Annotated in this window: 20 protein-coding genes; 15 read left to right on the forward strand and 5 right to left on the reverse strand. The window is 61.5% G+C overall.

Annotated features, from left to right (window positions below):
- The first annotated feature begins 111 nt into the window (after window positions 1-111).
- On the forward strand, window positions 112-1,170 hold the full coding sequence (locus ABOC32_RS14090; protein ID WP_426811454.1) for a sigma-54 interaction domain-containing protein: 1,059 nt from the start codon (window positions 112-114) through the stop codon (window positions 1,168-1,170).
- Window positions 1,171-1,345: 175 nt separating this feature from the next.
- Here the strand turns inward: ABOC32_RS14090 and ttdB are convergent, their stop codons facing one another.
- Genes ttdB through ABOC32_RS14105 form a run of 3 tightly spaced genes read right to left on the reverse strand, consistent with a single transcriptional unit; the run spans window position 1,346 to window position 4,238 of the window.
- A complete protein-coding gene (ttdB, locus tag ABOC32_RS14095) occupies window positions 1,346-1,954 on the reverse strand; it encodes a L(+)-tartrate dehydratase subunit beta (RefSeq protein WP_426811455.1) in 609 nt (202 codons plus the stop codon).
- Window positions 1,951-2,850, reverse strand: a complete 900-nt coding sequence (gene ttdA / locus ABOC32_RS14100) for a L(+)-tartrate dehydratase subunit alpha (RefSeq protein WP_234225648.1) — start codon at window positions 2,848-2,850, stop codon at window positions 1,951-1,953. Before ttdA ends, ttdB begins: the two co-directional genes overlap by 4 nt.
- Window positions 2,851-2,903: 53 nt before the next feature.
- Window positions 2,904-4,238 (reverse strand): dicarboxylate/amino acid:cation symporter, encoded by a 1,335-nt coding sequence (locus tag ABOC32_RS14105; RefSeq protein WP_426811456.1) that lies wholly within the window; start codon window positions 4,236-4,238, stop codon window positions 2,904-2,906.
- 194 nt (window positions 4,239-4,432) lie between these two features.
- Between ABOC32_RS14105 and ABOC32_RS14110 the strand changes: the two genes are divergently transcribed.
- The 3 genes from ABOC32_RS14110 (at window position 4,433) to ABOC32_RS14120 (ending at window position 8,001) form a co-directional block, all read left to right on the forward strand.
- Window positions 4,433-5,377 (forward strand): LysR substrate-binding domain-containing protein, encoded by a 945-nt coding sequence (locus ABOC32_RS14110; protein WP_426811457.1) that lies wholly within the window; start codon window positions 4,433-4,435, stop codon window positions 5,375-5,377.
- Between the two features lie 257 nt (window positions 5,378-5,634).
- Complete coding sequence (locus tag ABOC32_RS14115) at window positions 5,635-6,558, forward strand: carbon-nitrogen hydrolase family protein (protein WP_426811458.1); 924 nt, start codon at window positions 5,635-5,637, stop codon at window positions 6,556-6,558.
- Between the two features lie 129 nt (window positions 6,559-6,687).
- Window positions 6,688-8,001 carry an MFS transporter gene (locus tag ABOC32_RS14120; protein WP_426811459.1) on the forward strand — a complete coding sequence of 438 codons (1,314 nt, stop codon included), beginning with the start codon at window positions 6,688-6,690 and terminating at the stop codon, window positions 7,999-8,001.
- Here ABOC32_RS14120 and ABOC32_RS14125 read toward each other — a convergent pair.
- Window positions 7,964-8,875: a LysR family transcriptional regulator gene (locus ABOC32_RS14125; protein ID WP_426811460.1), complete on the reverse strand. Its 912-nt coding sequence runs from the start codon at window positions 8,873-8,875 to the stop codon at window positions 7,964-7,966. The two genes, ABOC32_RS14120 and ABOC32_RS14125, sit on opposite strands and share 38 nt — an antisense overlap.
- Before the next feature lie 131 nt (window positions 8,876-9,006).
- Between ABOC32_RS14125 and ABOC32_RS14130 the strand changes: the two genes are divergently transcribed.
- The 11 genes from ABOC32_RS14130 to ABOC32_RS14180 all read left to right on the forward strand — a co-directional run bounded on the left by ABOC32_RS14130 (window position 9,007) and on the right by ABOC32_RS14180 (window position 21,172).
- Entirely contained in the window at window positions 9,007-10,230 is a 1,224-nt protein-coding gene (locus ABOC32_RS14130; RefSeq protein WP_426811461.1) for a serine hydrolase, read from the forward strand.
- Window positions 10,227-10,757: an OmpA family protein gene (locus ABOC32_RS14135; RefSeq protein WP_426811462.1), complete on the forward strand. Its 531-nt coding sequence runs from the start codon at window positions 10,227-10,229 to the stop codon at window positions 10,755-10,757. Before ABOC32_RS14130 ends, ABOC32_RS14135 begins: the two co-directional genes overlap by 4 nt.
- Window positions 10,741-11,079 carry a peptidoglycan-binding domain-containing protein gene (locus ABOC32_RS14140; RefSeq protein WP_426811463.1) on the forward strand — a complete coding sequence of 113 codons (339 nt, stop codon included), beginning with the start codon at window positions 10,741-10,743 and terminating at the stop codon, window positions 11,077-11,079. Before ABOC32_RS14135 ends, ABOC32_RS14140 begins: the two co-directional genes overlap by 17 nt.
- Before the next feature lie 19 nt (window positions 11,080-11,098).
- A complete protein-coding gene (locus ABOC32_RS14145) occupies window positions 11,099-12,811 on the forward strand; it encodes a peptidoglycan D,D-transpeptidase FtsI family protein (RefSeq protein ID WP_426811464.1) in 1,713 nt (570 codons plus the stop codon).
- 87 nt (window positions 12,812-12,898) lie between these two features.
- Window positions 12,899-13,153 carry a helix-turn-helix domain-containing protein gene (locus tag ABOC32_RS14150; protein ID WP_264359715.1) on the forward strand — a complete coding sequence of 85 codons (255 nt, stop codon included), beginning with the start codon at window positions 12,899-12,901 and terminating at the stop codon, window positions 13,151-13,153.
- Window positions 13,137-14,369 (forward strand): type II toxin-antitoxin system HipA family toxin, encoded by a 1,233-nt coding sequence (locus tag ABOC32_RS14155; protein WP_426811465.1) that lies wholly within the window; start codon window positions 13,137-13,139, stop codon window positions 14,367-14,369. Before ABOC32_RS14150 ends, ABOC32_RS14155 begins: the two co-directional genes overlap by 17 nt.
- Window positions 14,370-14,460: 91 nt before the next feature.
- Window positions 14,461-14,970: a sigma-70 family RNA polymerase sigma factor gene (locus ABOC32_RS14160; RefSeq protein WP_043196733.1), complete on the forward strand. Its 510-nt coding sequence runs from the start codon at window positions 14,461-14,463 to the stop codon at window positions 14,968-14,970.
- A 3-nt stretch (window positions 14,971-14,973) separates the two neighbouring features.
- Window positions 14,974-15,921, forward strand: coding sequence for a FecR domain-containing protein (locus tag ABOC32_RS14165; protein ID WP_426811466.1), 948 nt, complete (start codon window positions 14,974-14,976; stop codon window positions 15,919-15,921).
- Between the two features lie 289 nt (window positions 15,922-16,210).
- Window positions 16,211-18,697, forward strand: coding sequence for a TonB-dependent siderophore receptor (locus ABOC32_RS14170; protein WP_426811467.1), 2,487 nt, complete (start codon window positions 16,211-16,213; stop codon window positions 18,695-18,697).
- Window positions 18,698-18,756: 59 nt separating this feature from the next.
- On the forward strand, window positions 18,757-19,242 hold the full coding sequence (locus tag ABOC32_RS14175) for an isochorismatase family cysteine hydrolase (protein ID WP_426811468.1): 486 nt from the start codon (window positions 18,757-18,759) through the stop codon (window positions 19,240-19,242).
- A gap of 79 nt (window positions 19,243-19,321) precedes the next feature.
- Window positions 19,322-21,172, forward strand: a complete 1,851-nt coding sequence (locus tag ABOC32_RS14180; protein WP_426811469.1) for a DUF3857 domain-containing transglutaminase family protein — start codon at window positions 19,322-19,324, stop codon at window positions 21,170-21,172.
- Window positions 21,173-21,320: 148 nt separating this feature from the next.
- Here ABOC32_RS14180 and ABOC32_RS14185 read toward each other — a convergent pair whose 3' ends face one another.
- Window positions 21,321-23,771: a TonB-dependent siderophore receptor gene (locus tag ABOC32_RS14185; RefSeq protein WP_426811470.1), complete on the reverse strand. Its 2,451-nt coding sequence runs from the start codon at window positions 23,769-23,771 to the stop codon at window positions 21,321-21,323.
- Between the last annotated feature and the right edge of the window lie 39 nt (window positions 23,772-23,810).

The raw sequence follows: 23,810 nt of genomic DNA on the forward strand, positions 1-23,810 counted from the left end.
CTGAAAATTGCAATATTCTTAATTCGAATATCGAAAGATTAATTAATAATTTTTTGATCTAATTTGTTTCATGCACTATGGGCCGGCGCGTCAACTGCCAGGAATGCCCCTATGTCGCTGATCACCCACCCCAATGCCCGCGAGCTGACCAAGTCGGTACGTGCCACCGTGCTCGTGTTCAAGGACCCGCGCTCCCAGGAGCTACTCAGCCGCATCGAGCGCCTGGCGCCCAGCGAGGCCAATACCCTGATCATCGGCGAAACCGGCACCGGCAAGGAGCTGGTTGCCCGTCATATCCACCACCTCAGCCGCCGTGGGCGCGAACCGTTCGTGGCCGTGAACTGCGGTGCCTTTGCCGAAACCCTGGTGGAGAGCGAGCTGTTCGGCCACGAGAAAGGCGCGTTCACTGGCGCCACCAGCAACAAGGCCGGCTGGTTCGAAGCGGCCAATGGCGGCACGCTGTTCCTCGATGAAATTGGCGACCTGCCGCTGAACATGCAGGTGAAGTTGCTGCGGGTGCTGCAGGAGCGCGAAGTGGTGCGCCTGGGCTCACGTACGCCGATCCCGATCAACGTGCGGCTGGTGGCGGCGACCAACGTCAACCTGGCCGATGCGGTGGTGGCGGGGCATTTTCGTGAAGACCTGTTCTATCGCCTGCATGTCGCGACAATCCGCCTGCCGCCATTGCGAGAGCGGCCGGGGGACATCCTGCCCCTGGCGGAATTTTTCATCGAAGAGCATTGCCGACGGCTGGGTTACGAACGGGCATCGCTGAGCCCGGATGCCGAGCGCAAATTGCTGGCGCATAGCTGGCCCGGCAACATCCGCGAGCTGGAAAATGCCATTCACCATGCCTTGCTGGTGTGCCGGTATCAGGTGGTGGCACCGGCGGACCTGCACCTGGTCGATATGCGGCCGCAGGTGGCGGCGCCTGTGACCCATGGGTACTTGCCGGCAGCGAGCGCGGCACCGCCAGATCTGGAAAGCGCATTGCTGGCGCTGTTCGAGCAGAATGTGCCGAATTTGTATGAGCACATCGAAGAGACGGTGTTCAGGGCGGCGTATCGGTATTGCCACGGCAACCAGCTGCAGACGGGGCGCTTGCTGAACATCAGCCGCAATATCGTGCGGGCGCGGCTGGAGAAGATTGGCGAACTGACAAAAGCGTAGTGGGCGCTGTCCATCCCTGTAGGAGCAGCCTTGTGCTGCGAAGAGGCCGGTACAGATCATACTGTTATGTGAACTTTACCGGCCTCTTCGCAGCACAAGGCTGCTCCTACCGGGCCTGTGTTTGCCTTGAAATAAAATACAGGTCAGGTGGGACCGCGTAGCCAGCAGCCGAGGTTTATTTGATGAACCGCACCTGGCTGTTGATCTTCTCGATCACTGCCCCTTTGCGCGCGTTGAAGCGGGCCTTGTTCTGTTCGAACAGGTTGTTGCCCTTGGTATCAATGGAGATGATCAGCGGCCCGAACTCGCGCACACGGTTGACCCAGAGGGTTTCCGGCATGCCCAGATCCTGCCATTCGGCGCGCTCGATTTCCTCGACCTGGGTGGCTGCCAGCACTGCACAGCCTCCAGGGAACACGGCATGCACCGCCTTGTTTTCCAGGCAGCCGGTGGTGGTTTCCGGGCCCATGCCACCCTTGCCGACAATCAGCTTCACCCCGGTCTGCTCGATGAACTGCTTCTCGAACTTTTCCATGCGCATGCTGGTGGTGGGGCCAATGGATACCATCTCGAAGCTGCCGTCGTCTTTCTTCTTGACGATAGGGCCGGCGTGGAAAATGGCGCCGCCCCGCAGGTCGACCGGCAGCTCGCGGCCCAGTTCGATGAGGCGGCGGTGTGCCACGTCTCGGCAGGTCACGAGTTGGCCGGTCAGGTAGACCACATCGCCAACGTTGAGGTTTGCCAGGTCTTCGTCGCTGATCGGGGTGCTCAGGATCTTTTTCACAGTACTACCCCTTCGTGCGAGAGGATGTCGTAGGTCAGGTCGGCGTTGATGCGGATCTTGCCGCGGCGATGCGCCCAGCAACCGGTGGATACTGCCACGCCGATGGTGGAGGGGTGGCGGGCCGAGGACTCGATGTTCACACCCATCACACTGCTGTTGCCGGTCAGGCCCTGTGGGCCGATGCCGATTTCGTTCAGGCCGTCCTCCAGCAGCTTTTCCATCATTGCTGCGCTTTCGTTGGGGTGGCTGGAGTCGACTTCGCGCAGGATGGCCTTTTTCGACAGGCGCGCTGCTGTCTCTACCGAGGTCGAAACCCCGACCCCCACCAGCAACGGCGGGCAGGCGTTGACCCCACGCGAGGTGATGACATCGAAGACGAACTCGGTCACCCCTTCATAGCCTTGCCCCGGCATCAGCACCTTGGCCGAACCTGGCAAGGTGCAGCCGCCACCGGCCATGTACACATCGACGATGGCGTAGTCGGCATCCGGGATGATTTCCCAGTCCAGCCAGGGGATTTTCGAGCCAGTGTTGGTGCCGGTGTTCTTCTCGATGAAGGTTTCCACCGCGTTGTGGCGTAACGGCCCCTGGACAGTGGCTTCCTTGGTGGCGTTCTCGAGGATGCTTTCCATCTCACCTAGCAGCGGGAAGCGCGCGCCGGCCGCGACGAAGTACTGGATCACGCCGGTGTCCTGGCAGCTGGGGCGGTTGAGCTTGTCGGCGTATTCCTGGTTGTCGGCCATCGAGTCGTACACGGCGATGGCCAACGGGTTGGTTTCGGCGGCGCGCAACTTGGCGGTCTTTTCCTTCACGTCTTTGGGCAGGCGTTTGCCGATATAGGCGGTGAACTTGGCCATCACGTCGGTAAGCGATGACACGGCGGTTTCTTTGTCCATGATTATTTCCTCACTGCATCACAAGGCGGGTTCTTCTTGCTGTTATCGATAGGTCAGGGTGTGGGTGTGCCGGCCTCCATGCGTGCAAGGACAGCAGGGCGGGTCTCGGTGGGTTGTGGTTCTTCCGGTAGCTGGCCGTCCAGGGCCTGGGCCATGCGCTGCTTGTCCAGCGCACCGACCCAGTTGGCGATGGCCACAGTGCCGACGGCATTGCCGATGGTGTTGGTGATGGCGCGGGCTTCGGACATGAAACGGTCCACGCCCAGCAGCAGCACCATGCCGGCTACCGGGATGTTGTCCATGGTCGCCAGGGTCGCGGCCAGGGTGATGAAGCCCGAACCGGTCACCCCTGCGGAGCCTTTGGAGGTGAGCAGCAGCACGCCGAGCACCAGCAGTTGGTCCATCAGGGTCAACGGCGTGTTGGTGGCCTGGGCGATGAAGATGGCGGCCATGGTGTAGTAGATGCACTGGCCATCCGGGTTGAAGGTAAGGCCCGAGGGGATCACCAGGCCCACCACTGGTTTGGACACGCCGACCTTTTCCAGCTTGTTCATTAATTGCGGCACCACCGACTCGGATGAGCTGGTGCCCAGTACCGTGAACAGTTCTTCCTTCAGGTACTTGAGGAACTTCCACAGGTTGAAGCCGGACAACCGGGCGATGGCCCCCAGCACGATCACCACGAACAGGAAGCAGGTCAGGTACATGGTTGCCATCAGCTTGCCCAGCGACACGATCGAGCCCAGGCCGTACTTGCCGACGGTGAAGGCCATGGCGCCGCAGGCGGCCAGCGGGGCCACACGCATGATCATGCCGACGATGAAGAACATGCCGTGGGAGAACGCTTCCAGCACATCCACCATGGGTTTGCCGCGAGGGCCCAGGTGCGAGAGGGCGACCCCGAACAATGTGCTGAACAGCAGGATCGGCAGGATCTCGTTCTTGGCGAAGGCGTCGGTCACGCTGCCGGGTATCACATGCAGCATGAAGTCGATGAAGCCCCCGCTGTTGCCGGCGGCCGCTGCGGTATAGGTGGAAATGCTTTTGGCATCAAGGGTTGCAGGGTCGACGTTCATGCCCTGGCCGGGCTGTACCAGGTTGACCACCACCAACCCCAGTACCAGGGCGAAGGTGGACAGCACTTCGAAGTAGATCAGCGCACGCACACCCACGCGGCCGAGTTCCTTCATGTTTTCCATCTTGGCGATGCCCAGCACCACCGTGGCGAAGATGATGGGGGCGAAGACCATTTTGATCAGTTTGATGAAGGCGTCGCCGATGGGCTTCAAGTCTGCGCCAACCTGTGGCCAGAACACCCCGATCAGCACCCCGAGGGTTACGCCGATCAATACCTGTACGTAAAGCTTGCCGAACAATCGCTTGGCCATTGCCGTCTCCGAATTATTGTTGTGAGTCGGATTTATCTGGCGGCCGGGCTGCTCGTGGGGTGCAGGTCACACCTGGCCTTGGTGGCCGAAAAGCCCAGCGTCTTTGTGGTTAATCACGCAGGGCAAAAGGTAATGGTTTTTCAAAAATGCTGTAATACAATGAAATTCAACTCATTGTTTCCCTCAGGTTAATTATGAATCCGGTATCGGAGCTGGCGTTTTTCACCCAGCTGATCAGGGTGGGCAGCCTGGCGGGCACCGCGCGCGAACTGAACCTGACGCCGCCCGCAGTCTCCAAGCGCCTGGCCCAGCTGGAGCAGCGCCTGGGCGTGCGCCTGCTCAACCGCACCACACGCAGCATCAGCCTTACCGCCGAAGGCGAGACCTACCTGGTGAATGCCCGGCGGATACTGGGTGAGATCGAGGAAATGGAGCGCCAGGTTTCCAGCAGCCGTGCCGAACCCAAGGGCCTGCTACGGGTCAATGCGCCGCTGGGCTTTGGTCGTACGCATGTGGGGCCGGCCGTGTCGTCGTTTGCCAAACGCTACCCCGAGGTAGAGGTACAGTTGCACCTGACCGACCGCCCCATCGCCCTGCCGAACGATGCCATCGATGTGGCGATCCGCTTTGGTGAGCTGCCTGACTCGCGTTTGATCGCCCGCAAGATCGCGGCCAACCGCCGCCGATTGTGCGCGGCGCCCGCTTATCTGGAGGCCCACGGCACCCCTGGCACGCCAAAAGACCTGGCCAGCCACAACTGCATCGTGTTGCGCCAGAACGATGCCGCGTTCGGCATCTGGCGGCTCAGCCGCGGCAAGCAGAGCGAGTCGGTGAAGGTACGTGGCAGCCTGAGCACCAATGATGGCGAAGTGGCCCTGAACTGGGCCCTCGATGGGCAAGGCATCCTGATGCGGGCCGAGTGGAACCTGGCTGATCACCTGCGCAGCGGGCGTTTGGTGGAAGTGCTGGGCGACTACCAGACACCGCCTGCGGATATCTATGCGGTGTACCTGGAACGCCTGAACCTGTCGGCCAAGGTGTCGTGCTTTGTCGAGCATCTGCGGACGTTCTTCACCCAGGACGACAGCCAGGCGGCGTGGCAGCTGCTCCATTCTCCAAGGCAAGCACAGGACCTGTAGGAGCAGCCTTGTGCTGCGAAGAGGCCGGCAAGGCTGAAGATCATCTTCGGCTGCAATGGCCTCTTCGCAGCACAAGGCTGCTCCTACCGCGAGTTGCGTAGGCCAGGGATGATGTCCACGGCAGTGACACAGTAACAGCGTGCCATTGCTCAGGATATAAATAGAGCTGATAACAGATTTAAAGTAATGCGAATTGCTCGATATCGAGGGTAAGTGGAACCTATGCAGACCATCCACCACCTGAAAAATAAAAACCCATGACTATCTCGACTGTAGCCGCACTGCAAATTGGCTCTCACCCTGACGGCAAACAACAAACGCTGGAAACAATCCTGACTTATGAAGACGAAATAAAGCGCGCTGGCGCGCAATTGGTCGTCATGCCAGAAGCGTTGCTCGGCGGTTATCCGAAAGGTGAAATATTCGGCACTTACATGGGCTATCGCCTGCCTGAGGGTCGCGAAGCGTTCCAGCGCTATTTCGACAATGCCATTGATGTCCCGGGCGCTGAAACTGCCGAACTGGCCGCGTTGGCGCAACGCACCGGTGCGCATCTGGTGGTCGGCGTGATCGAGCGGGCGGGCAGTTCGTTGTTTTGCTCGGCATTGTTCTTCTCGCCGGAACAGGGGCTGGTCGGCAACCACCGCAAACTGATGCCAACCGGCAGTGAGCGGCTGATCTGGGGGCAGGGCGATGGCTCGACGTTGCCAGTGATCGACACCCCGGTCGGCAAGATCGGTGCTGCCATCTGCTGGGAAAACCACATGCCGCTGCTGCGCACGGCCATGTATGCCAAAGGCATCGAGGTGTGGTGTGCACCGACCGTGGACGAGCGTGACAACTGGCAGGTTTCCATGCGCCATATCGCTCACGAAGGGCGCTGCTTCCTGGTCAGTGCCTGCCAGTTCCAGCCCTCACCGCGCGACCTTGGGGTGAGCCTGCCGCATTGGGACGATGACCGCCTGCTGATGCAGGGCAACAGCGTAATCATAGGCCCCATGGGCGAGGTGATTGCCGGCCCGCTGAAAAACGGCCCGGGCTTGCTGGTGGCGCAGATCGATTCGGCCGAGCTGGTCAAGGCGCGTTACGACTTCGATGTGGTCGGCCACTATTCGCGGCCCGACGTATTCACCCTGACCGTCGATGAACGGGCCAAGGCCTCCGTCAAGTTCCAGCAGTGACCTGAACACGCGACACCGTTGAATCGGCCCCTGCCTGGCATCGCGCTGCTGCCCGGCAGGGGCCGATTCACGTTTCTGTGCATCACGCAGCCCTGCACTAATAAAAAAAACATCCGAGGCTTTTCAAAAATGAACAACGATTCGCGTCTGTTGTACCGCAAGATCGCCTGGAAGATCTTGCCCTTGCTGTTTGTGAGTTACATCGTTTCTTACCTGGACCGTGTGAACATCGGTTTTGCGGCGTTGCGCATGCAACAGGACCTGGGTTTCAGTGATGCTGTTTATGGGCTGGGCGCAGGTATCTTCTTTATCGGCTATGTATTGTTTGAAGTGCCCAGCAACTTGTTGCTGACGCGTATCGGTGCACGCAGGACGATCATGCGCATCATGATTGCCTGGGGCCTGGTGTCGTCCAGCATGATGTTCGTCCAGACCCCACAGCAGTTCTATATCGCCCGCTTCCTGTTGGGTGTGTTCGAAGCCGGGTTCTTCCCTGGCATCATCCTTTACCTGACCTTCTGGTTCCCGGCACGCCTGCGCGGCAGTGTGATTGCCGTGTTCATGTCTGCCATCGCCATTGCCGGGGTGCTGGGCGGGCCGTTATCCGGCTGGATCATCGGTGCGATGGATGGCGTGCATGGCCTGCATGGCTGGCAGTGGATGTTCCTGCTGGAAGGTTCGCCGGCGATTGTCCTCGGTATCCTGGCGGCCTTGCTGCTGATCGACAGACCCGAAGACGCCAAATGGCTAAGTGCCGAGGAACGCGCGCGCATTGCCCAGGAGGTCGAAGCGCCCGTTGCCGGCAGCAGCCACAGGCTGGGTGCCGTGCTGCGCGACCCGCGGGTCTATGCCTTGGCGTTGGTGTACTTTTCGGTGATGGCCGGGCTGTATATCCTGGGCTTCTGGTTGCCGGGCATGATCAAGGGCTATGGCGTGACAGACCCTTTGCACATCGGCCTGCTTACGGCCGTGCCGTATCTTGCCGGTGGTGTGGGCATGATCGTGATCGGCAGGCACTCCGATGCGGTGGGTGAGCGCCGCTGGCACCTGGCAAGCTGCATGGTCCTGGCGGCCTGTGCCTTGGTTGCCTGTACCTGGGTGCCGGGGCAGTTGGTACCTGGGCTGGTGACCTTGAGTGTGGCAGCGGTGGGGTTGTATGCCTCGATGCCATTGTTCTGGACCATCCCCACGCGCTACCTGGGTGGCCAGGCGGCTGCCGGGGGCATTGCCTTGATCAATTCGCTGGCCTTGTTCGGCGGCTTCACCAGCCCGACGGTGTTGGGGGCGGTGAAGGCCAGCACCGGCAGCCTCGACCTTGGCCTGTATGTGTTTGCCGGTGCGCTCACCCTGGGGGCAACGGTGTTGATCCTTGCCATACCGGTGCGGCTGATAGAGGACACGCCCGTCACGACAGGCAAAACGACTGCTCAACCAGCTCAATGATCAAAGCCTTGACCGTTTGCAGTGTGCTGTCGTGCTTGCTGCCGACCCGCGTGCCGATCTCCAGGTCGTAGGAGGGCAGCGCTACCGGGCAAGGAAAGGTCTTGAGCGTCGACACCCGCTCCATGGCGCGTGCGGCATGGGTAGGCACCGTGGTGATCAGCTCCGAGCCCACCAGCAGGAACGGCACGGCGGCAAAGTGTGAGGTAGAGGCACGAATGCTGCGCTTGTACCCGGCAGCATTCAGGCCTTCGTCGACGATGCCGACAAAACCACCCGATGACACCAGCAGGTGCGGCCGCTGGGCATAGTCCTCTGCACTGACCGGCGGGGTGTTGTGTGCATCGGCAATGCCCAGGTAATTGCCCCGGCCCAGGCGCTGCCGGGCGATCAGGGGTGAGGACAACCCGCCTGCAGATACGGCGATATCCACCTGGTGGCGCATCAGCATGTCCTGGACCAGGCCGCTATGGGTTTGCCTGAACAGGATACGCAGCCCATCCAAGTGCTTGTCGACCAGTGCCAGCAGGCCTTGGCCAAGGGCGATTTCGGCATCGTCCGAAAGCCCGACAGTGATGGTCCGGCCTTTGATGTCCTTGCCTGCCACCGACAGCGCCAGGGCTTGCCGGCAGCGGTTGAGTGCTTCGCCAATCAGCGGTGCCAGTTCGTTGGCCCGCACGGTGGGCCGCAGGCCTCGGCCGGTGCGTTCAAACAGCGGGTCGGCGTAGATCTCCCGCAGCCGGGCGAGGGCGGCGCTGACCGCGGGCTGGGTGACGCCCAGGCGCAACGCAGCGCGGCTGGCGCCGCCTTCTTCGATCAACGCGACAAATACCCGAAGCAGGTTCAGGTCGACGCTATCGATATCAATACTATGCATATCAGATATCCTGATAGTTGATTGATTTATAGTATACGCACTCGCAGAATGCACCGACAAATAATTCAGGGGCGCACTTCAGGTGGGGTTCTGAATGTATGAGTTGTGATGTGTTTCAGGTTCTGGAGTGTATGAAAGGTATTCGAGTTGTCGGCTGGTTGTTACGGGCGTTAGTTGCACAGTTGCTGGTGCTGAATATAGGGCTGGCGCAGGCTGAAGATTATCTGCCAGCACCGGGTGTTGCCGCGCAATCGTGGCTATTGATGGACCCTGAAAGCGGCGAAGTGCTGGCGCAGGGAAATGCCGACGCCCGGGTAGACCCGGCCAGCCTGGTGAAGATCATGACCAGCTACGTGCTGGGCCAGGCCCTGCAGGGCGGCACTGTCGACGGGAATGACCGCGTGACAATCGACACCGACGCTTCGGCGGCTGGCAACGCGCAGTTGCAAGGCTCGTCGTTGATGTTTCTGAAACCCGGTGACCGGGTGACGATTGATGATTTGAACAAGGGCATTGTCATTCAATCGGGCAACGATGCCTGTATCGCGGTGGCTGATTACCTGGCCGGCAGTGAACAGGCCTTTGTCGATGCCATGAATGAACAGGCCCGCCAACTGGGCATGCTCAATACCCAATTCAAGACCGTGCATGGCCTGGCCGCCGAAGGGCAATACAGCAGCGCGCGGGACATGGCGTTATTGAGCCGGGCACTGATCGAACAATTGCCGGCTGAATATGCCCTGTACAAGGAAAAGGCGTTTTCTTTCAACCAGGTGGTTCAGCACAACCGCAACCGGCTGTTGTGGAGTACCAGCCTGGCTGTCGACGGTCTGAAGACTGGCAATTCCGCTGCGGGTGGCTACAGCCTGGTGACCTCGGCAGTGCTCGACGGGCGCCGGCTGATTGCCGTGGTGCTGGGCGCCGAGTCGGACCGGCTGAGGTTTCAGGAGAGTGAAAAGCTGCTCAAGTGGGGGTTTCGAGCATTCGAGACGGTCACCCCGATCAAGGCCGACGAAGTGTTTGTGAGCAAGCGTGTCTGGTTTGGTGACACGCATAACGTGAAGCTCAATGCAGGCGCGCACCCGGCCATCAGCGTGCCTTACGGGCAGGCCGCTGACGTGAGCGTCAGTGCCATCCTCGACAGCCCCGAACTCCATGCGCCGTTGCAGGCGGGGCAGGTGGTGGGTGTGGTCAATTTCCAGATCGGTTCCCGGCACATAGCGGAAAAGCCTCTGGTCGTGATGGAGGCGGTCCACGAGGGCGGCTGGTTCAGCCGTGCCTGGGACTTTCTGCTGCTGAAGCTTTATCAGTGGCTGGGTGTGTGCCTGTTGTGCAACGGCGAGGGGGGCTTATGAGCAGTTGCCTGCGTTACCTGCTGCCTGCCATGTGCATGCTCGCCACGGCAGCCTGCAGTACCGACCACGCTGCCAGTGAGCACCGTCTGCTGGTAACGGCTGACGAGGCTGATGCCTTCAATGAACGCGCGCTGCGCCTGCAGTCGGATGAGCGCGAAACGGCCGGTGGCCTGGTCGTGTACTTCGCCACGGACAGCGCAGCCGTTACCGACCAGGACATCGCCAGGCTGGGGCAGGTAGCGGGCTTTCTGCTTGCCCACCCACAGGCCGAGGTGTTCATCGAAGGCCATACGGATGACGACGGGTCGCCTGAGCAGAACGTGGTGCTGGCCCAGGCACGCGCCGACATGATCGCCTATTACCTGGTGAAATACGGCGCTTTGTACGATCAGCTGAATACGCGTGCCTACGGCGAGCGCTACCCCGCGCACGAGGGCAGTGGTGCAGAGGCCATGCAATACAACCGGCGGGTGGTGGTGGAATGGAACAGCCAAAGCGATGCGTTTGGTTATGACCCGCTTCAGTAAAGGTGTGGTGCTGATGCAAGGCTTTTGCCTCGTGGTGGTGGTGCTCTGCGCCAATCTTTCGAGTGCTGCCCCGCACGTGCCGCACGGGTTGCCTGAAGACAGCCAGGCAGCAGCACCGGGCACGCAACTGGTGACGCAGCTACAGCTGGCATTGTCGGAGCTGCGCTTGTACCAGGGTGAAATCGATGGGCTGATAGGCGCCCGCACACAGGAAGCACTCTACCTGTTGCAAATGGCGCATGAACTGCCCCTCACTGGCAGCGTCAACCTGCCCACACTGAAGGTGCTGGGCATTGCGCCGCCGCACTGGATGCAGCACTGAACGGTTGTGAACCCAAGCCATGCCATTCGCTACAACAACATCGCCGGGTTACCCGTGGCGCTTCAGGTTGGTCATTTTCCTGGTCTTGCTGTTGTCCTCGGTCCTGTGCTGGCGCATCGTCAGCCTGCAGGTGCTGGATAACCGCTTCCTGCGTCAGCAGGGGGATGCACGCAGCCTGCGTTATCTGGACATTGCAGCCCCGCGCGGGCTTATAACCGACCGCAACGGCCAGCCGCTGGCGGTCAGCACGCCGGTGGTGACGCTGTGGGCCAATGGCCGGGAGCTGGCCCTGGAAAAGCCAAGCTGGCCGGCGCTCGCCGACGCATTGGGCATGCCACGCGAGCGGCTGAACGCGTTGTTGCAGCGCAGCACCGGCAAGGCCTTCATCTACCTGCGCAGGCGCCTTGCCCCCGAGCAGGCAGAGCTCTTGCTGCAGGCGGTGCAGCGTTTGCACGTCAAGGGTGTTTACAGCCTGGAGGAGCCGCGGCGGTTTTATCCGGCCGGGGCAGTTGCCGCGCAACTGGTCGGCTTTACCGATATCGACGGCAACGGCAGCGAAGGCATTGAGCTGGCGTACGATGCCGTGTTGCGCGGTGAGCGCGGCAAGCAGCAGGTGCTGAAGGACCGGCGTGGTCATGTGATCGAGGACCTGGGCGTGAGCCTGCCGGCCAAGCCGGGCCAGGCCCTGGCGTTGTCCCTGGACCTGCGCTTGCAGTACCTGGCCAGTCGCGAACTGAAAAAGGGCATCGTGGACAACGGTGCCGAGGCGGGCAGCGTGGTGGTGCTGGATGTGCAGTCGGGCGAGCTGCTGGCCGTGGCCAACTACCCGACCTACAACCCGAACAACCGCGCGCATGTCAGCCCGGCAGCGATGCGTAACCGCGCGCTGGTGGACGTGTTCGAGCCCGCGTCGACACTCAAGCCTTTCTCGGTAGCCGCAGCCCTGCAAAGCGGCCGCTGGCAGGCTTCCGATAGCGTGCTGGTGCAAACCGGCAGCCTGAAGATTGGCCGTTTCACCATTCACGATGCGTCGCGCACGGCAGGCGAGCGGCTGGACATGACCGGTATCCTGGTGCGCTCCAGCAACGTTGCGATCAGCCAGGTAGCGTTCGATATCGGTGGCCAGACCATTCAAGACACCTTGCAACGTGTAGGGCTGGGGCAGGCAAGTGGCTCGGGCTTTCCGGGGGAACGTTCGGGGCTGCTGCCGCTCAGGCGGCAATGGCGGGCCACCGAGACGGCAACGCTGTCCTACGGTTATGGGGTGTCGGTCACGGCCGTGCAACTGGCCAGTGCCTACGCCACCCTGGTCAATGGCGGCAGGCGTGTACCGGTGTCGCTGCTCAAGGTGACGCAGGCACCGGCGACGACCCAGGCCATTGCACCGCCAGTGGCGGATGCGCTCAAGCACATGCTGGTGCAGGTGGTCGAGGCGCCGAGAGGGATCTACCGGGCCAAAGTGGCCGGCTACCATGTGGGTGGCAAAAGCGGTACGGCGAGAAAAACCGCAGTTGCAGGCCATGGCTATCAGGGCAAGGCCTACAGGGCGATATTCGCCGGTTTTGCACCCGCTAGCAGGCCCAGGTTCGCGGTGGTGGTCATGCTCGACAACCCGTCGAAGCAGGGCTACTACGGCGGGTTGGTATCGGCGCCAATTTTCAGCAGGGTGGTGGGGCAGGCACTGCGGTTGTACGGTATTGCGCCCGATAACCTTGGCTTTACAGGGCCGTAATAAAACGCCTGTACAGGATTTATTGAATCAAATACGATGCATTCATGTGTTTTTTTGCAATATGCATTGTATACGGTGCAAAAATGTATGGATGAATTGGGCAAACTGATCAAGAAGTTGCGTAAGGATGCCGGGCTTTCCCAAGCCCAGCTTGCGCAGCGTCACGGCATGAGTCGTGCGACCATTTCGGGGATCGAGAACAATTCGATCGCCGAAGTCGGCATTCGTAAGGTTGCAGCGATCCTGGAGGGTTTGGGATACGAACTGACGGCCACGCCCAAGCGCCGGCGTAGAACCCTCGATGAGCTGAAGGCCGGGGGTATCCATGATCAGTTCGAGTGATCGCTTGTACGTCGGCGCGGGCGACGCCACTGTCGGCACCCTGGGGCGCAGTGACGAAAATCCGCGTGATACGGTCTTCACTTACAACCCATCGGCCGGCGAAGCGCAAGCCGTCTCCCTGACCATGCCAACGCGCCTGGAGAGTTACAAGTGGGAGTACGGAGTACACCCGTTGTTCGAGATGAACCTTCCCGAAGGGCACCTCAAGGAAGAGCTGATGCGGCGGTTCAGCAAGTCGGTGCGCGGTTTCGACGAGTTCGCCTTGCTGGGCATTGTCGGCCCCCACCAACTGGGGCGGATCAGCATCGCCCAGCATCTCGGTGACGACCCCGTTCCAGGCATGAAGCTGTCCAGCTTGCTGGTTCACGACGGTGCAAGCGACCTGTTTGCCGAGCTTTTGAGTACCTACGCGGCCTACTCAGGCGTATCAGGTGTCCAGCCCAAGGTGCTGGTGCGGGATACCGATGCTAGCGCCCCCGATGTTGACCGGGTCACCCACCGCGGTGCCACTCACCTGGTAAAGGCATTCAACGAATCAGATTTCCCTCAGCTGGCCGCCAACGAGTATTTCTGCATGCGGGCGGCATTGCATTGCGGCCTTGAAGTGCCTGAGTTCCAGCTTAGTCAGCAGGGCAGGTTTCTGGTTGTTCGACGCTTCGATGTCGGCGCCAACGCCTACCTTGGTTTTGAGGACATGTGCGTGCTCTCGGGGTGGGGCACGCGTAAGAAGTACGATGGCAGCTACCAAGGCTGCGCGCAGTTGATCAAGCTGTATGTCACACCTGGTCGGGTAGCGCGTGCGCTTGAGGACTTCTTCACCATGGTTGCGTTGTGCGCCGGTATCCAGAACGGCGATGCTCACTTGAAGAACTTTGGCCTGCTCTACGAAAACTGTGCCGAGGACGCCGACATCTGGCTGGCACCCGCGTATGACCTGGTGACCACGACGGTGTACAACAGCCACGACATCATGGGGCTGTTGCTGGGCGGCTCGAAAGCGTGGCCCAAGCGCAAGATGCTGGTGCAGTTCGGGCGCACTGCGTGCAACCTGACGCAAGCGCGCTGCGAGGAGTTGCTCAACAGGGTGGAAGTCGGCATGAACCGTGCGATGGCGGAGCTTTCGGATTATCGCAACAGCCATCCGGCGTTTGAGCGTGTTGGGGAGAAGATGGCCGCTGCGTGGGGCTTGGGGTTGAGTAGAAGTATCGTGGCCTAGGCTCCAGCCATCTGCGCAAAGCAATTGCGAAAACCGCCCACACTCAGGTTAAATGAGAGTCATTACTAAAGACGCTCTCATCGGTTCTACCATGTCCTGTGCTGACCCTTCCCTGCAAAAAGCCGTGCACACGCTCTACGAGGACCACCATTCCTGGCTGTGCGGCTGGCTGCGCAGCAAGCTCGGGTGCATGGAGCATGCGGCCGACCTGGCCCAGGACACGTTCATACGGGTGCTGACCCTGCGCAAGGCAGCGGAGCTGCAACAGCCACGGGCTTATCTGAGCAGTGTGGCCCGCAGCCTGATGATCGACATGTTCCGGCGCCGTGCGCTGGAGCAGGCCTACCTGGAAACCCTCGCGGCACGGCCCGAGCCTGTAGCGGTTTCGCCCGAGGCGCGCCTGCTGATCATCGAGACCCTGCTGGAAATCGATCGGCTACTCGATGGCCTGGGCACGCGTACCCGCGAGATCTTCCTGATGGCCCAGCTCGATGGCCTGAGCTATGTGGAAATCGCGCGGCGGCTGGATGTTTCGCTCACTACCGTGAAAAAGCATGCAGTGCGGGCACTGACCCATTGCCTGATGCTGGCCGAGGCGTAAGCGATGGCGGGGGCTGAACCGCTGGACCGCAACACCCTGGAGGCTGCCGCACGCTGGTATGTCGAGCTGCGCTGCGAGGCGGATGACAACACGCGCGCGGCGCATCAGCGCTGGTTGCTGAGTGACCCGCGGCACGTGCAAGCCTGGGAACGCCTGGCACGCTTGCAGGGCAAGCTGGCGCAGGTCGTGCCCGGTATTGCACGGCCGACGTTAAGCAGCGCCAGGGCCAAGCGACGTGAAGTGCTCAAGGTGCTGTCGGTGCTGCTGGTAGCGGGCGCGACAGGGGGTGTGGTGTTGCGCGATGGCGGCGCTGCACGGTTGATGGCCGATGTGCGCACAGGCGTTGGCGAGCAGCGTTCGTTGCGGCTGGACGATGGCAGCCAATTACAACTGAACACCGACACCGCGGTTGATATTCGCTACGACGGCGCGTGGCGTGCACTTGAGTTGCTGAAAGGGGAAATTCTGGTGCAGACCGCATCGGATGGGTTGTCCCGCCCGTTCATCGTGCATACCGCACTGGGTAGCGTCCGCGCGCTGGGTACGCGTTTCATCGTGCGCTGCGATAACGACTTTGCGCGGGTGTGCGTGTTGCAACATGCCGTGGAAGTGCGCAGTGCACATGCCATGGCGGCTGTGCGGGTAGACGCCGGTCAACAGCTGGAATTCAGCGCCGGGAAAACGGGCAATGTGACGCCTGTGGCGGCGATGGCAGACGCATGGGCCCGCGAGATGCTGATCGTGGATGACTGGCGCCTGGCCGATGTCGTGAGCGAACTGCAGCGCTACCGGCCTGGGTACCTGGGCTGTGATGAGGCCGTGAGCGGGTTGCGGCTGTCAGGTGCGTTTCACCTGGGCGACATCGATATCGTCCTGGAAAACCTGACCACCACGCTACCTGTGCGCATTCGTCGCTTCAGCCGCTACTGGACGCGCGTCGAGGCTGCCTGAAGCCAATGCCGGTCAGTTGGGTATTTTGGGGCTGCTGCGCAGCCCATCGCCGGCAAGCCGGGCTCCCACAGGTACAGTGCAGGCTTGAGGGCTGCACCGTCCCTGTGGGAGCCCGGCTTGCCGGCGATGGGCCGTAAAGCGGCCCCAAAATGCATCGCTGAATGGCATTATCGCGAAGGCGGACGAATTTTTTTTCGCGAAGGGTTATCGATTGTCGTTCTCGTTCGACTTGTAGGTAGACGCGCACCAAGCGCAATGAAAAAACTGCCGCAGGGCGAAAGGAAACCGCATGCTCGCTGTCAACGATTGCAACCGTACCCTATTGATCAACTCGACCAAGACCAAACTGGCGCGTGCAGTGAATCGCGCATTGTTCAGCGTGGCGCTGGCCACGCCATTGGCAACGGTGATGGTCGCCAGCCCTGCGGTTGCGCAAAGCCAGGCTGAAGCTGCTTTCGATATCGCCGCCGGCCCGCTGGTCACGGCGCTTACCCAATTTGCTTCGGCAGCGGGGGTAACGGTGTCGTTCGAGCCGTCATCGGTGCAGGCGCTGAAGTCGCCTGGCCTGCATGGCCGCTACAGCCCCGATGCCGGCCTGCGCCAGTTGCTGGCAGGTAACCGTTTGCAGCTGTTGAAGCAGGCCAACGGCAGCTACTCGCTGCTGCCAATGGTCGGTGACGACTCGACCCTGCAGCTTGATACCACCAGCGTGACCGGCGCGGCCGTGGAGTCCGCCTATGGGCCGGTGAATGGCTACGTTGCCAGCCGCAGTGCCACCGGGACCAAGACCGACACGCCCATCCTGGAGATCCCCCAGGCCATCAACGTGGTCACCGCCGACCAGGTGCAAGCCCAGGGGGCGCGCAACCTGACCCAGGCGCTGCGCTACACCCCGGGCCTGGCCACTGGCGGCTTTACCGATCGCAACAGCATTGCCGACGAAATCACCAGCCGCGGTTTTGCCCCGACCCCGCTGTACCTGGACGGTGCGTACATTCCATACGCCGGTAGCCTGGGGGGCGCGCCGCAGATCGACCCCTACACGCTGGAGCGTATCGAAGTGCTCAAAGGCCCATCCTCAGTGTTGTACGGGCAAAACCAGCCGGGCGGGCTGATCAACATGGTCTCCAAGCGCCCGACCCGCGAGCAGCGAAGCCAGGTCAAGCTTGGCGCCGGCAGCTACAACCGGGTCAACGGTGCCTTCGATACCAGCGGCCCGCTGGATGAGCAAAAGGTCTTTACCTATCGCCTGGTCGGCGTAGCCGACAAAGGCAATGAAATGGTCGCGCACACCCACAGCGAGCGCTTGTTGCTGGCGCCAAGCCTGACCTGGGCGCCGAACGAAGACACCTCGCTGACGTTGCTGGCGCAAGTGCAGCGCGATGACGGCCTTGCCGATTATCAATCGTTGCCGATGGTGGGCTCGCTCAAGCGTGGCCCGACCGGCCAGAAAATCGACCGCGACTTCTTCTCGGGGGATTCCCGCTACAACGATTACAAGCGCGACCAGTACGTTCTGGGTTACGACTTCAGCCACCGTTTCAACGATGACCTGGCCTGGCGCTCTACGGCGCGATACACCGATGTGCGCGACCAATACAAGGGCTTCTACCTGCGCAGCTTCGTGACGGATGGCGATGTGGTCGACTACACCCGCGCCAACCGGGTCAAGCTTGACTGGCGCCAGCACAACATCGCCTACACCGTCGATAACAACCTGGAGTACACCTTCAACACTGGCGCGCTGCGGCACACCTTGCTGGCGGGTGCGGACTACCGGCACTTCTCGCGCAAGTACGATGGCTACAACGCCTACAACGTGTTGCCGGTCGACCTCTACGGCAAGAACAACTACCCCACCGGCAGCGTGACCCCGGTGCTGGATACCCGTTGGGACAACACCGTGCGCCAGACCGGGGTCTACTTGCAGGACCAGATCAAGCTGGACAACTGGATCCTGACCGTAGGCGGGCGCCAGGACTGGGCTGAAATCGACAACAAGGACCTGCTGGCGCACAGCATTGCTTCCCAGCGCGACAACAAGTTCACCGGGCGCATCGGCCTTACCTATGTCACCGAGTTTGGCCTGGCGCCGTATGTCAGCTATTCCCAGTCGTTCTTGCCAACCTTGAGCACGGCAGCGCCCGAGCGTGGCGGCAAGGCGTTCGAGCCAACCGAAGGAGAGCAATACGAAGTGGGGCTGAAGTACCAGCCAGCCGAAGGCACCTTGTTCACCGCCTCGGTGTTCCAGGTGAAGCAGAAGAACGTGCTGACTGGTGATACCGAGTACCCGCAGTACCAGTCGCAAAATGGCGAGGTGCGCTCGCGTGGGGTGGAGCTGGAGCTCAAATCCAGCATCGAGAATGTCGACGTACTGGCCGCTGCCACCTACATCGACTCGTTCTATACCAAGAGCACCTATGGCGACCAGGGCAACCGCAACGAGTCGCAGGCCCCGGTGTCGGCCACGCTGTGGGTGGATTACCACTTCACCCAGGCCACCCTCAATGGCCTGACCTTTGGCGCCGGTGCCCGTTACACCGGCCGCAAACCGGGTAACTCGGCCAACACCTTCGATGTACCGGCCTATGCCGTGTACGACGCTACCGTCAGCTACGACCTGGCCAAGCTCGACCCAAGCCTGCGCGGCCTGCAGGCCAGCGTGAATGTGCAGAACGTCTTCGACCGTGAGTACGTATCGGACTGCAACTACGCGTTTGGCTGCTATTACGGGCAGGAGCGGGTAGCGTCGGTAGAGATGACCTACGACTGGTGATCAAGCCGCCACGCCACGCGTTATACTCCGCGCCATTTTGCCAATGGCCGGAGAACGCTATGCGCCAGGTTTTGCTCATCGTCGATGTCCAGTCCACCTTCAGCCCGCCCGAGTGGCTGGTCGACGGTTTGCGGCGGTTGTCTGCGAACATTCCCACCATTGCCTCGGTCGAGCTGCACGACGAACAGGTTACACCGTTCGAACGGCAGCTCGGCTGGCACCCGGCGGCCGAGGACGAAAGCCTGATCGAAGCCGACCAGGTGTTCATCAAGCATGGCTACGGGCAGAGCGCCGAAGCCCTCGAGTACATCAGGCAGCTGGGTGTGGAGCGGGTGCTGGTGTGTGGGCTGCAGACCGAAACCTGTGTGCTGGCCGCCGGGTTTGCCCTGTTCGATGCCGGGCTGAATCCCACCCTGGTGACGGACATGACGGTAGGCTCTTCGCTGGACCGCTCGGCCAAGCTGGGGATCGAGCTGTGGCAGCATCACTTCCGCCAGGTCACGACCTCGACTGAAGTGCTGGCCGAACTGGCGGCGCAACGCTAAACAATATTGTCACTTTGCCATCATGTGGCGCCGATGCGTATCATTGGCGATTGTAAGCCGCTGATCGAGAAGGATCTCCATGTTTGAAACGCCATACCTGGCAGCTGTTCTGCTGCCTGTCACATTGTTCTGGGCGGGTCTTGCCCAGGCTTTTACCGACGGTACCGACCGTTCCGTCACCCTGGAAAAGGTCGCGCAGACGTTCGTGGTGCAGAAGGACGGCAGCTTCCGTCTGGATGTCGACAGCGTCATGCTGATCAACGAAGAACGCGCCATCAAGACCAACGCCCAGCACCCGGTAAGCTACAACCGTTCGCTGGAGACGCTGGAGGTGCTGGAGGCCTACACGCAAAAGCCCGACGGCCGCAAAGTGCCGGTGGATGCCGCGCATATCAAGGAGCAGCAGGAGCAGGCTTCTGCGCAGGCGCCGATGTTCCAGGACTCGGTCAACAAGGTGGTCATCTTCCCCGAGGTTGCGGTGGGGGACCGGCTGGTGCTGCGTTATCAACGTAACCGCGCTACAGCGCTTTTCCCCGGGCAATTCGAAGACATCACCGTGCCGCAGTTCTACCCGGTCGGGCAGTTTTCGCTGACCTACGACCTGCCCCAGGGCATGCCGTTTCAGGCTGATGCCCGTGGCTTCAAGGCATCGTCACCCGCCAGCGGGGAAGGGCGCACGGTGTATCGCTGGGACTACCTACCGGCGGCGCGGGCGCGGATCGAGACAGGTGCAGTGTCGTACCTGGATTACGGCCACTACCTGGCGGTTTCGACCTTCTCCGGCTTCAAGGATTTCGCCCAGGCCTACCAAGCCAGGGCCTCGGTCGAGGTCACCCCGCAGATTAGCGAACTGGCGAAGCGCCTGACGGCCGGTTTGCCCACCGCGCGGGAAAAAGCCCTGACCCTCAGTGATTGGGTACGCGAGAACATCCGCTATGTGGCGGTGTATGTCGGCGCTGGCGGTGTAGTGCCGCATGCCGCGCAAACCGTGCTGGACAACCGCTACGGGGACTGCAAGGACCATGTTGCGCTGCTGGAAGCGCTGCTGAGCGCGGCAGGCATCAAGAGCACCCCGGCCCTGGTGAACCAGGGCACTGCCTATGTGTTCCCCAAAGTGCCGACCTTGGGTGTGCTGAACCATGTGATCACCTATGTGCCGAGCCTGGACTTGTACCTGGACTCTACCGACCCGTCGATTGCTGCCGGCTACCTGCCATTGACCGTGCTGAACAAGCGGGTGCTGCTGACTGCGACCGGCGAGTTTGGCCAGACCCCGGCCATGCAGCTGAACCAGGTTTCCAGTGACTTGCTGTTCAAGGTCAAGGCCGATGGCGGCGCCGACTTCACCAACGTTTCGACGGTGAAGGGCTGGGCCAGCGAGATGAGCCGCTTTGGCTTGAAACTGATGCAACCGGCAGACCGCCAAATGCTGGTCGAAAGGGTGCTGGCCGCCTACGGGCAGCGTGGCAGTGGTTCGTTCAAGATCGAGCCACCCACCGCCAACGGCGACTTTGTCAGCAATGTGGACGGGCACACGGAAAACCTGGTCAACCTGCCAGGGCCGGTGGGTGTGGCAACCCTTACCAGCCTGGCGGGCGGTATCTCGCAGAACGTGTACAGCTTCACCCTGGAGAAGGAACGCAGCCAAAGCTTCGTGTGCATTGGCAACGACACGGTGGAAACCTCGCGCTTCGAGTTTCCGGCCCAGGTCAATGTGCTGGCAATCCCGAAACCTGTGAAGCTGCATGACGGCAATGTCGACTACAGCGCACGCTACACCCAGGATGGCAATGCGGTGGTGGTGGAGCGGCGTTTCAGGTTCAGCCGGCCGGACGTGGTGTGCACGCCTGAGGATTTCGCGGCCATGAAGCCGGCGCTGGAGGCAATGATCCGCGACCTGCAGAGCCAGATCATCGTGCAGGCGGGGTAGGGGCGAGAACCCTAAGGCTTGTGGTGACCCTGTGGGAGCGGGTTTACCCGCGAACAATCCGACGCGGTGCATGGCACCGGCTGCGCCGGTGTTCGCGGGTGAACCCGCTCCCACAGAGACCATGCTAGACCAACCAGGTGATGCAGGTTCAGAAATCCCAGCGCGTTGTGACCATCATGTTGCGTGGCTCGCCGTAATACGTGGTATCGAAGTTGCCAAGCCCGGTCAGGTAGACCTTGTCGAATACGTTGTTGGCATTGACCGTGAAGCTCAGGTGCTCGCTGTACTGATAGCGGGCCATCAGGTCCACCAGGGTGTAGCCGCCTTGCTTGATGCGCGTGTAGTCATTGGCGATCGGGCTGTAGATGTTGCCGTAGAAGCCGCTCTGCCAGCGCAGGCCACCGCCCACGGTCACCGGGTCGAATGCGCCAGGCAGGCGGTAGGTATTGAACAGCCGTACTACATGCTCAGGCTTGGTGGTTGCCAGAGGGAAGCCGAAAATCCGCTGGTCGTCGGCGTCGCGGGTACGGGCGTAGGTATAGCCGGCGGTGACGTTCCAGCCGGGTGCCAGTTCGCCGGCCAGCTCCAGTTCGACGCCCTTGGTGGTGGCGCCGTCGATGGCCTTGTAGATGCCTTCGTTGGTCACCGGGTTGGTGCCGATGCTGGAGGCGACGTTGTCTTGCTCGATGCGGAAGAACGCCAGGGTGCCGTTCAGCCTGCCGTCGAACCAAGCGGCCTTCAGCCCGGCTTCATAGCCATTGCCTTCGACGGGCGCGAGGGTGGCGCCGTTGATGTCCTTGTAAACCTGCGGCTGATAGATCGAGGTGTAGCTGGCATACACCGAGTAGGTGTCGTCCAGGTCATAAACCACGCCCGCATAGGGGGTGACCACACCGTGTTCCTTGTAGCTTGCGTGGGTGTCGCTCAACGAAGACGTGGGGTAGTAGTCCTGATCATCGTTGTACTTGAAGGTGCTGACCCGGGTGCCAAGGATGACCGAAAGCTTGTCGGTCGGCCTCAGGCGGGTGGCCACGTAGGCGCCGTTCTGGCTTTGCGTGGTGGTGTAGTCGCCGTTTTTCGGGAAGTCCTGCTCCGGCAGGTTGCCGTTCCAGTCGAAGATGGAGCCGGGCACCATGGCGAACGCGCTGCCGTCGTAGGTATCGCCGGTCTGCTTCGAATGTGAAGTCATGAAGCCTGCCACCAGGTCGTTCTCGCGGCCGAACAGGGTGAACGGGCCGGATACATTCACGTCGGCGGTGTTTTGCACGCGGTGGCCTTCCCAGCGGCCCCAATACAGGAACATGCCTTCGCCGGTAAGTGGGTCCGGGTTGCCGCCGCTGGCAGACGCCAGGCGCGTGTCATGGTCGCTGATCATGTGGTTGAGGCTGAGCTTGACCTTCCAGTCGTTGGCCAGGGCCTGCTCCAGCGAGGTGAAGTAGGTGGTGGACTGGAAGTCGCGGCGGCTCCAGTCTGCCGCCGGGTTGTGCGAGCGCGAGAAATCGGTGCGGCTGCCATCGGAAAAGTAAGTCGGGTTACCGGTCCAGGACGACCCGCGCGGGGTTGTGGCCTGGTTGTCGATGCCGAAGGTCAGCAGGGTGTCGGGCGTCAGGTCGGCTTCGACAATGCCGTAGTAGACGTCCTTTTTCTGCTTGTAGTGATCCAGGTACGACTTGCGGTCCTGGTAGGCACCCACCAGGCGGCCACGCACGCTACCGCTGTCGTTGAGCGAGCCGGAAATATCGCCTTCGGTACGGTAGTTGTCCCAGGAGCCCGCGCTGGCGGTGATCGACGCCTTGAAGTCGTGGGTGGGCTTCTTGCGCACCAGGTTGACCGTCGCCGAGGGGTCGCCAGAGCCGGTCATCAGGCCGGTCGCACCCTTGATGACTTCGATGCGGTCGTAGGCGGCCATGTCGACGTGGGTCACGCCCTCATCGTAGACACCGTCGTAGATGGTGTTGATGCCATCGTACTGGTAGTTGGTAATGGCAAAACCGCGCGCGGCGTACTCCATGCGTTCGCTGTCGTAGGCCTGCACCGAAACCCCGGGCGTGTTGCGCAGCACGTCACCGATGTCTTGCGAACCGTGGTCGTCGATTACCTGGCGGGTGATGATGCTGACCGACTGCGGTGTTTCACGCAGGGTCAGCGGCAGCTTGGTGGCCGTGGTAGAGCCGCCGGTGGTGTAGGCGCCGGTCCCTTCGGTGACGTAACCCAAGCCCAGGGCGTCGACGCGGCTGGGGGCCAACTCCACCGCATCGCCCTGGCCGGTGGTCAACAGCAGCGAATAGCGGCCGTCACTTTCCCGCGTGGCCTGCAGCCCGGTGCCACTGAGCAGAATCTGCAAGGCCTGGTCGACGTCATAACGCCCGTCAAGCGCAGGCGAACGTTTGCCGCGCGTCCAGCGGGTGTCGAACGACAGCACGATGCCAGACTCGGCAGCGAACTGGGTCAGCGTTTCGCCCAGGTCGCCCTGTGGCAGGTGGTAGTCATGGGCTTGCGCGGCGCAGGCAACGCCAGGCCCCGCGAGCAGTGCAGTCAGTAGCAGGCAGGTGCGCAGGCCTGGCGCAGTGAAAGGCCTGGGTGTGAAGCGGCAGGTCATCTTCGCGTTTCTCTGATAGGTAAAAGTCGGGTTACCTAT

The sequence above is a fragment of the Pseudomonas sp. WOUb67 genome (assembly GCF_050058005.1).
Classification (GTDB): Bacteria; Pseudomonadota; Gammaproteobacteria; order Pseudomonadales; family Pseudomonadaceae; genus Aquipseudomonas; species Aquipseudomonas putida_R.

What these genes read in the sequence shown, in the direction of transcription:
- ABOC32_RS14090 (WP_426811454.1), top strand. Translation starts at nt 112, where the DNA reads ATGTCGCTGATCACCCACCCCAATGCCCGCGAGCTGACCAAGTCGGTA.
- ttdA (WP_234225648.1), bottom strand. Translation starts at nt 2,850, where the DNA reads ATGGACAAAGAAACCGCCGTGTCATCGCTTACCGACGTGATGGCCAAG.
- ABOC32_RS14105 (WP_426811456.1), bottom strand. Translation starts at nt 4,238, where the DNA reads ATGGCCAAGCGATTGTTCGGCAAGCTTTACGTACAGGTATTGATCGGC.
- ABOC32_RS14110 (WP_426811457.1), top strand. Translation starts at nt 4,433, where the DNA reads ATGAATCCGGTATCGGAGCTGGCGTTTTTCACCCAGCTGATCAGGGTG.
- ABOC32_RS14115 (WP_426811458.1), top strand. Translation starts at nt 5,635, where the DNA reads ATGACTATCTCGACTGTAGCCGCACTGCAAATTGGCTCTCACCCTGAC.
- ABOC32_RS14120 (WP_426811459.1), top strand. Translation starts at nt 6,688, where the DNA reads ATGAACAACGATTCGCGTCTGTTGTACCGCAAGATCGCCTGGAAGATC.
- ABOC32_RS14125 (WP_426811460.1), bottom strand. Translation starts at nt 8,875, where the DNA reads ATGCATAGTATTGATATCGATAGCGTCGACCTGAACCTGCTTCGGGTA.
- ABOC32_RS14130 (WP_426811461.1), top strand. Translation starts at nt 9,007, where the DNA reads ATGAAAGGTATTCGAGTTGTCGGCTGGTTGTTACGGGCGTTAGTTGCA.
- ABOC32_RS14135 (WP_426811462.1), top strand. Translation starts at nt 10,227, where the DNA reads ATGAGCAGTTGCCTGCGTTACCTGCTGCCTGCCATGTGCATGCTCGCC.
- ABOC32_RS14140 (WP_426811463.1), top strand. Translation starts at nt 10,741, where the DNA reads ATGACCCGCTTCAGTAAAGGTGTGGTGCTGATGCAAGGCTTTTGCCTC.
- ABOC32_RS14145 (WP_426811464.1), top strand. Translation starts at nt 11,099, where the DNA reads ATGCCATTCGCTACAACAACATCGCCGGGTTACCCGTGGCGCTTCAGG.
- ABOC32_RS14150 (WP_264359715.1), top strand. Translation starts at nt 12,899, where the DNA reads ATGGATGAATTGGGCAAACTGATCAAGAAGTTGCGTAAGGATGCCGGG.
- ABOC32_RS14155 (WP_426811465.1), top strand. Translation starts at nt 13,137, where the DNA reads ATGATCAGTTCGAGTGATCGCTTGTACGTCGGCGCGGGCGACGCCACT.
- ABOC32_RS14160 (WP_043196733.1), top strand. Translation starts at nt 14,461, where the DNA reads ATGTCCTGTGCTGACCCTTCCCTGCAAAAAGCCGTGCACACGCTCTAC.
- ABOC32_RS14165 (WP_426811466.1), top strand. Translation starts at nt 14,974, where the DNA reads ATGGCGGGGGCTGAACCGCTGGACCGCAACACCCTGGAGGCTGCCGCA.
- ABOC32_RS14170 (WP_426811467.1), top strand. Translation starts at nt 16,211, where the DNA reads ATGCTCGCTGTCAACGATTGCAACCGTACCCTATTGATCAACTCGACC.
- ABOC32_RS14175 (WP_426811468.1), top strand. Translation starts at nt 18,757, where the DNA reads ATGCGCCAGGTTTTGCTCATCGTCGATGTCCAGTCCACCTTCAGCCCG.
- ABOC32_RS14180 (WP_426811469.1), top strand. Translation starts at nt 19,322, where the DNA reads ATGTTTGAAACGCCATACCTGGCAGCTGTTCTGCTGCCTGTCACATTG.
- ABOC32_RS14185 (WP_426811470.1), bottom strand. Translation starts at nt 23,771, where the DNA reads ATGACCTGCCGCTTCACACCCAGGCCTTTCACTGCGCCAGGCCTGCGC.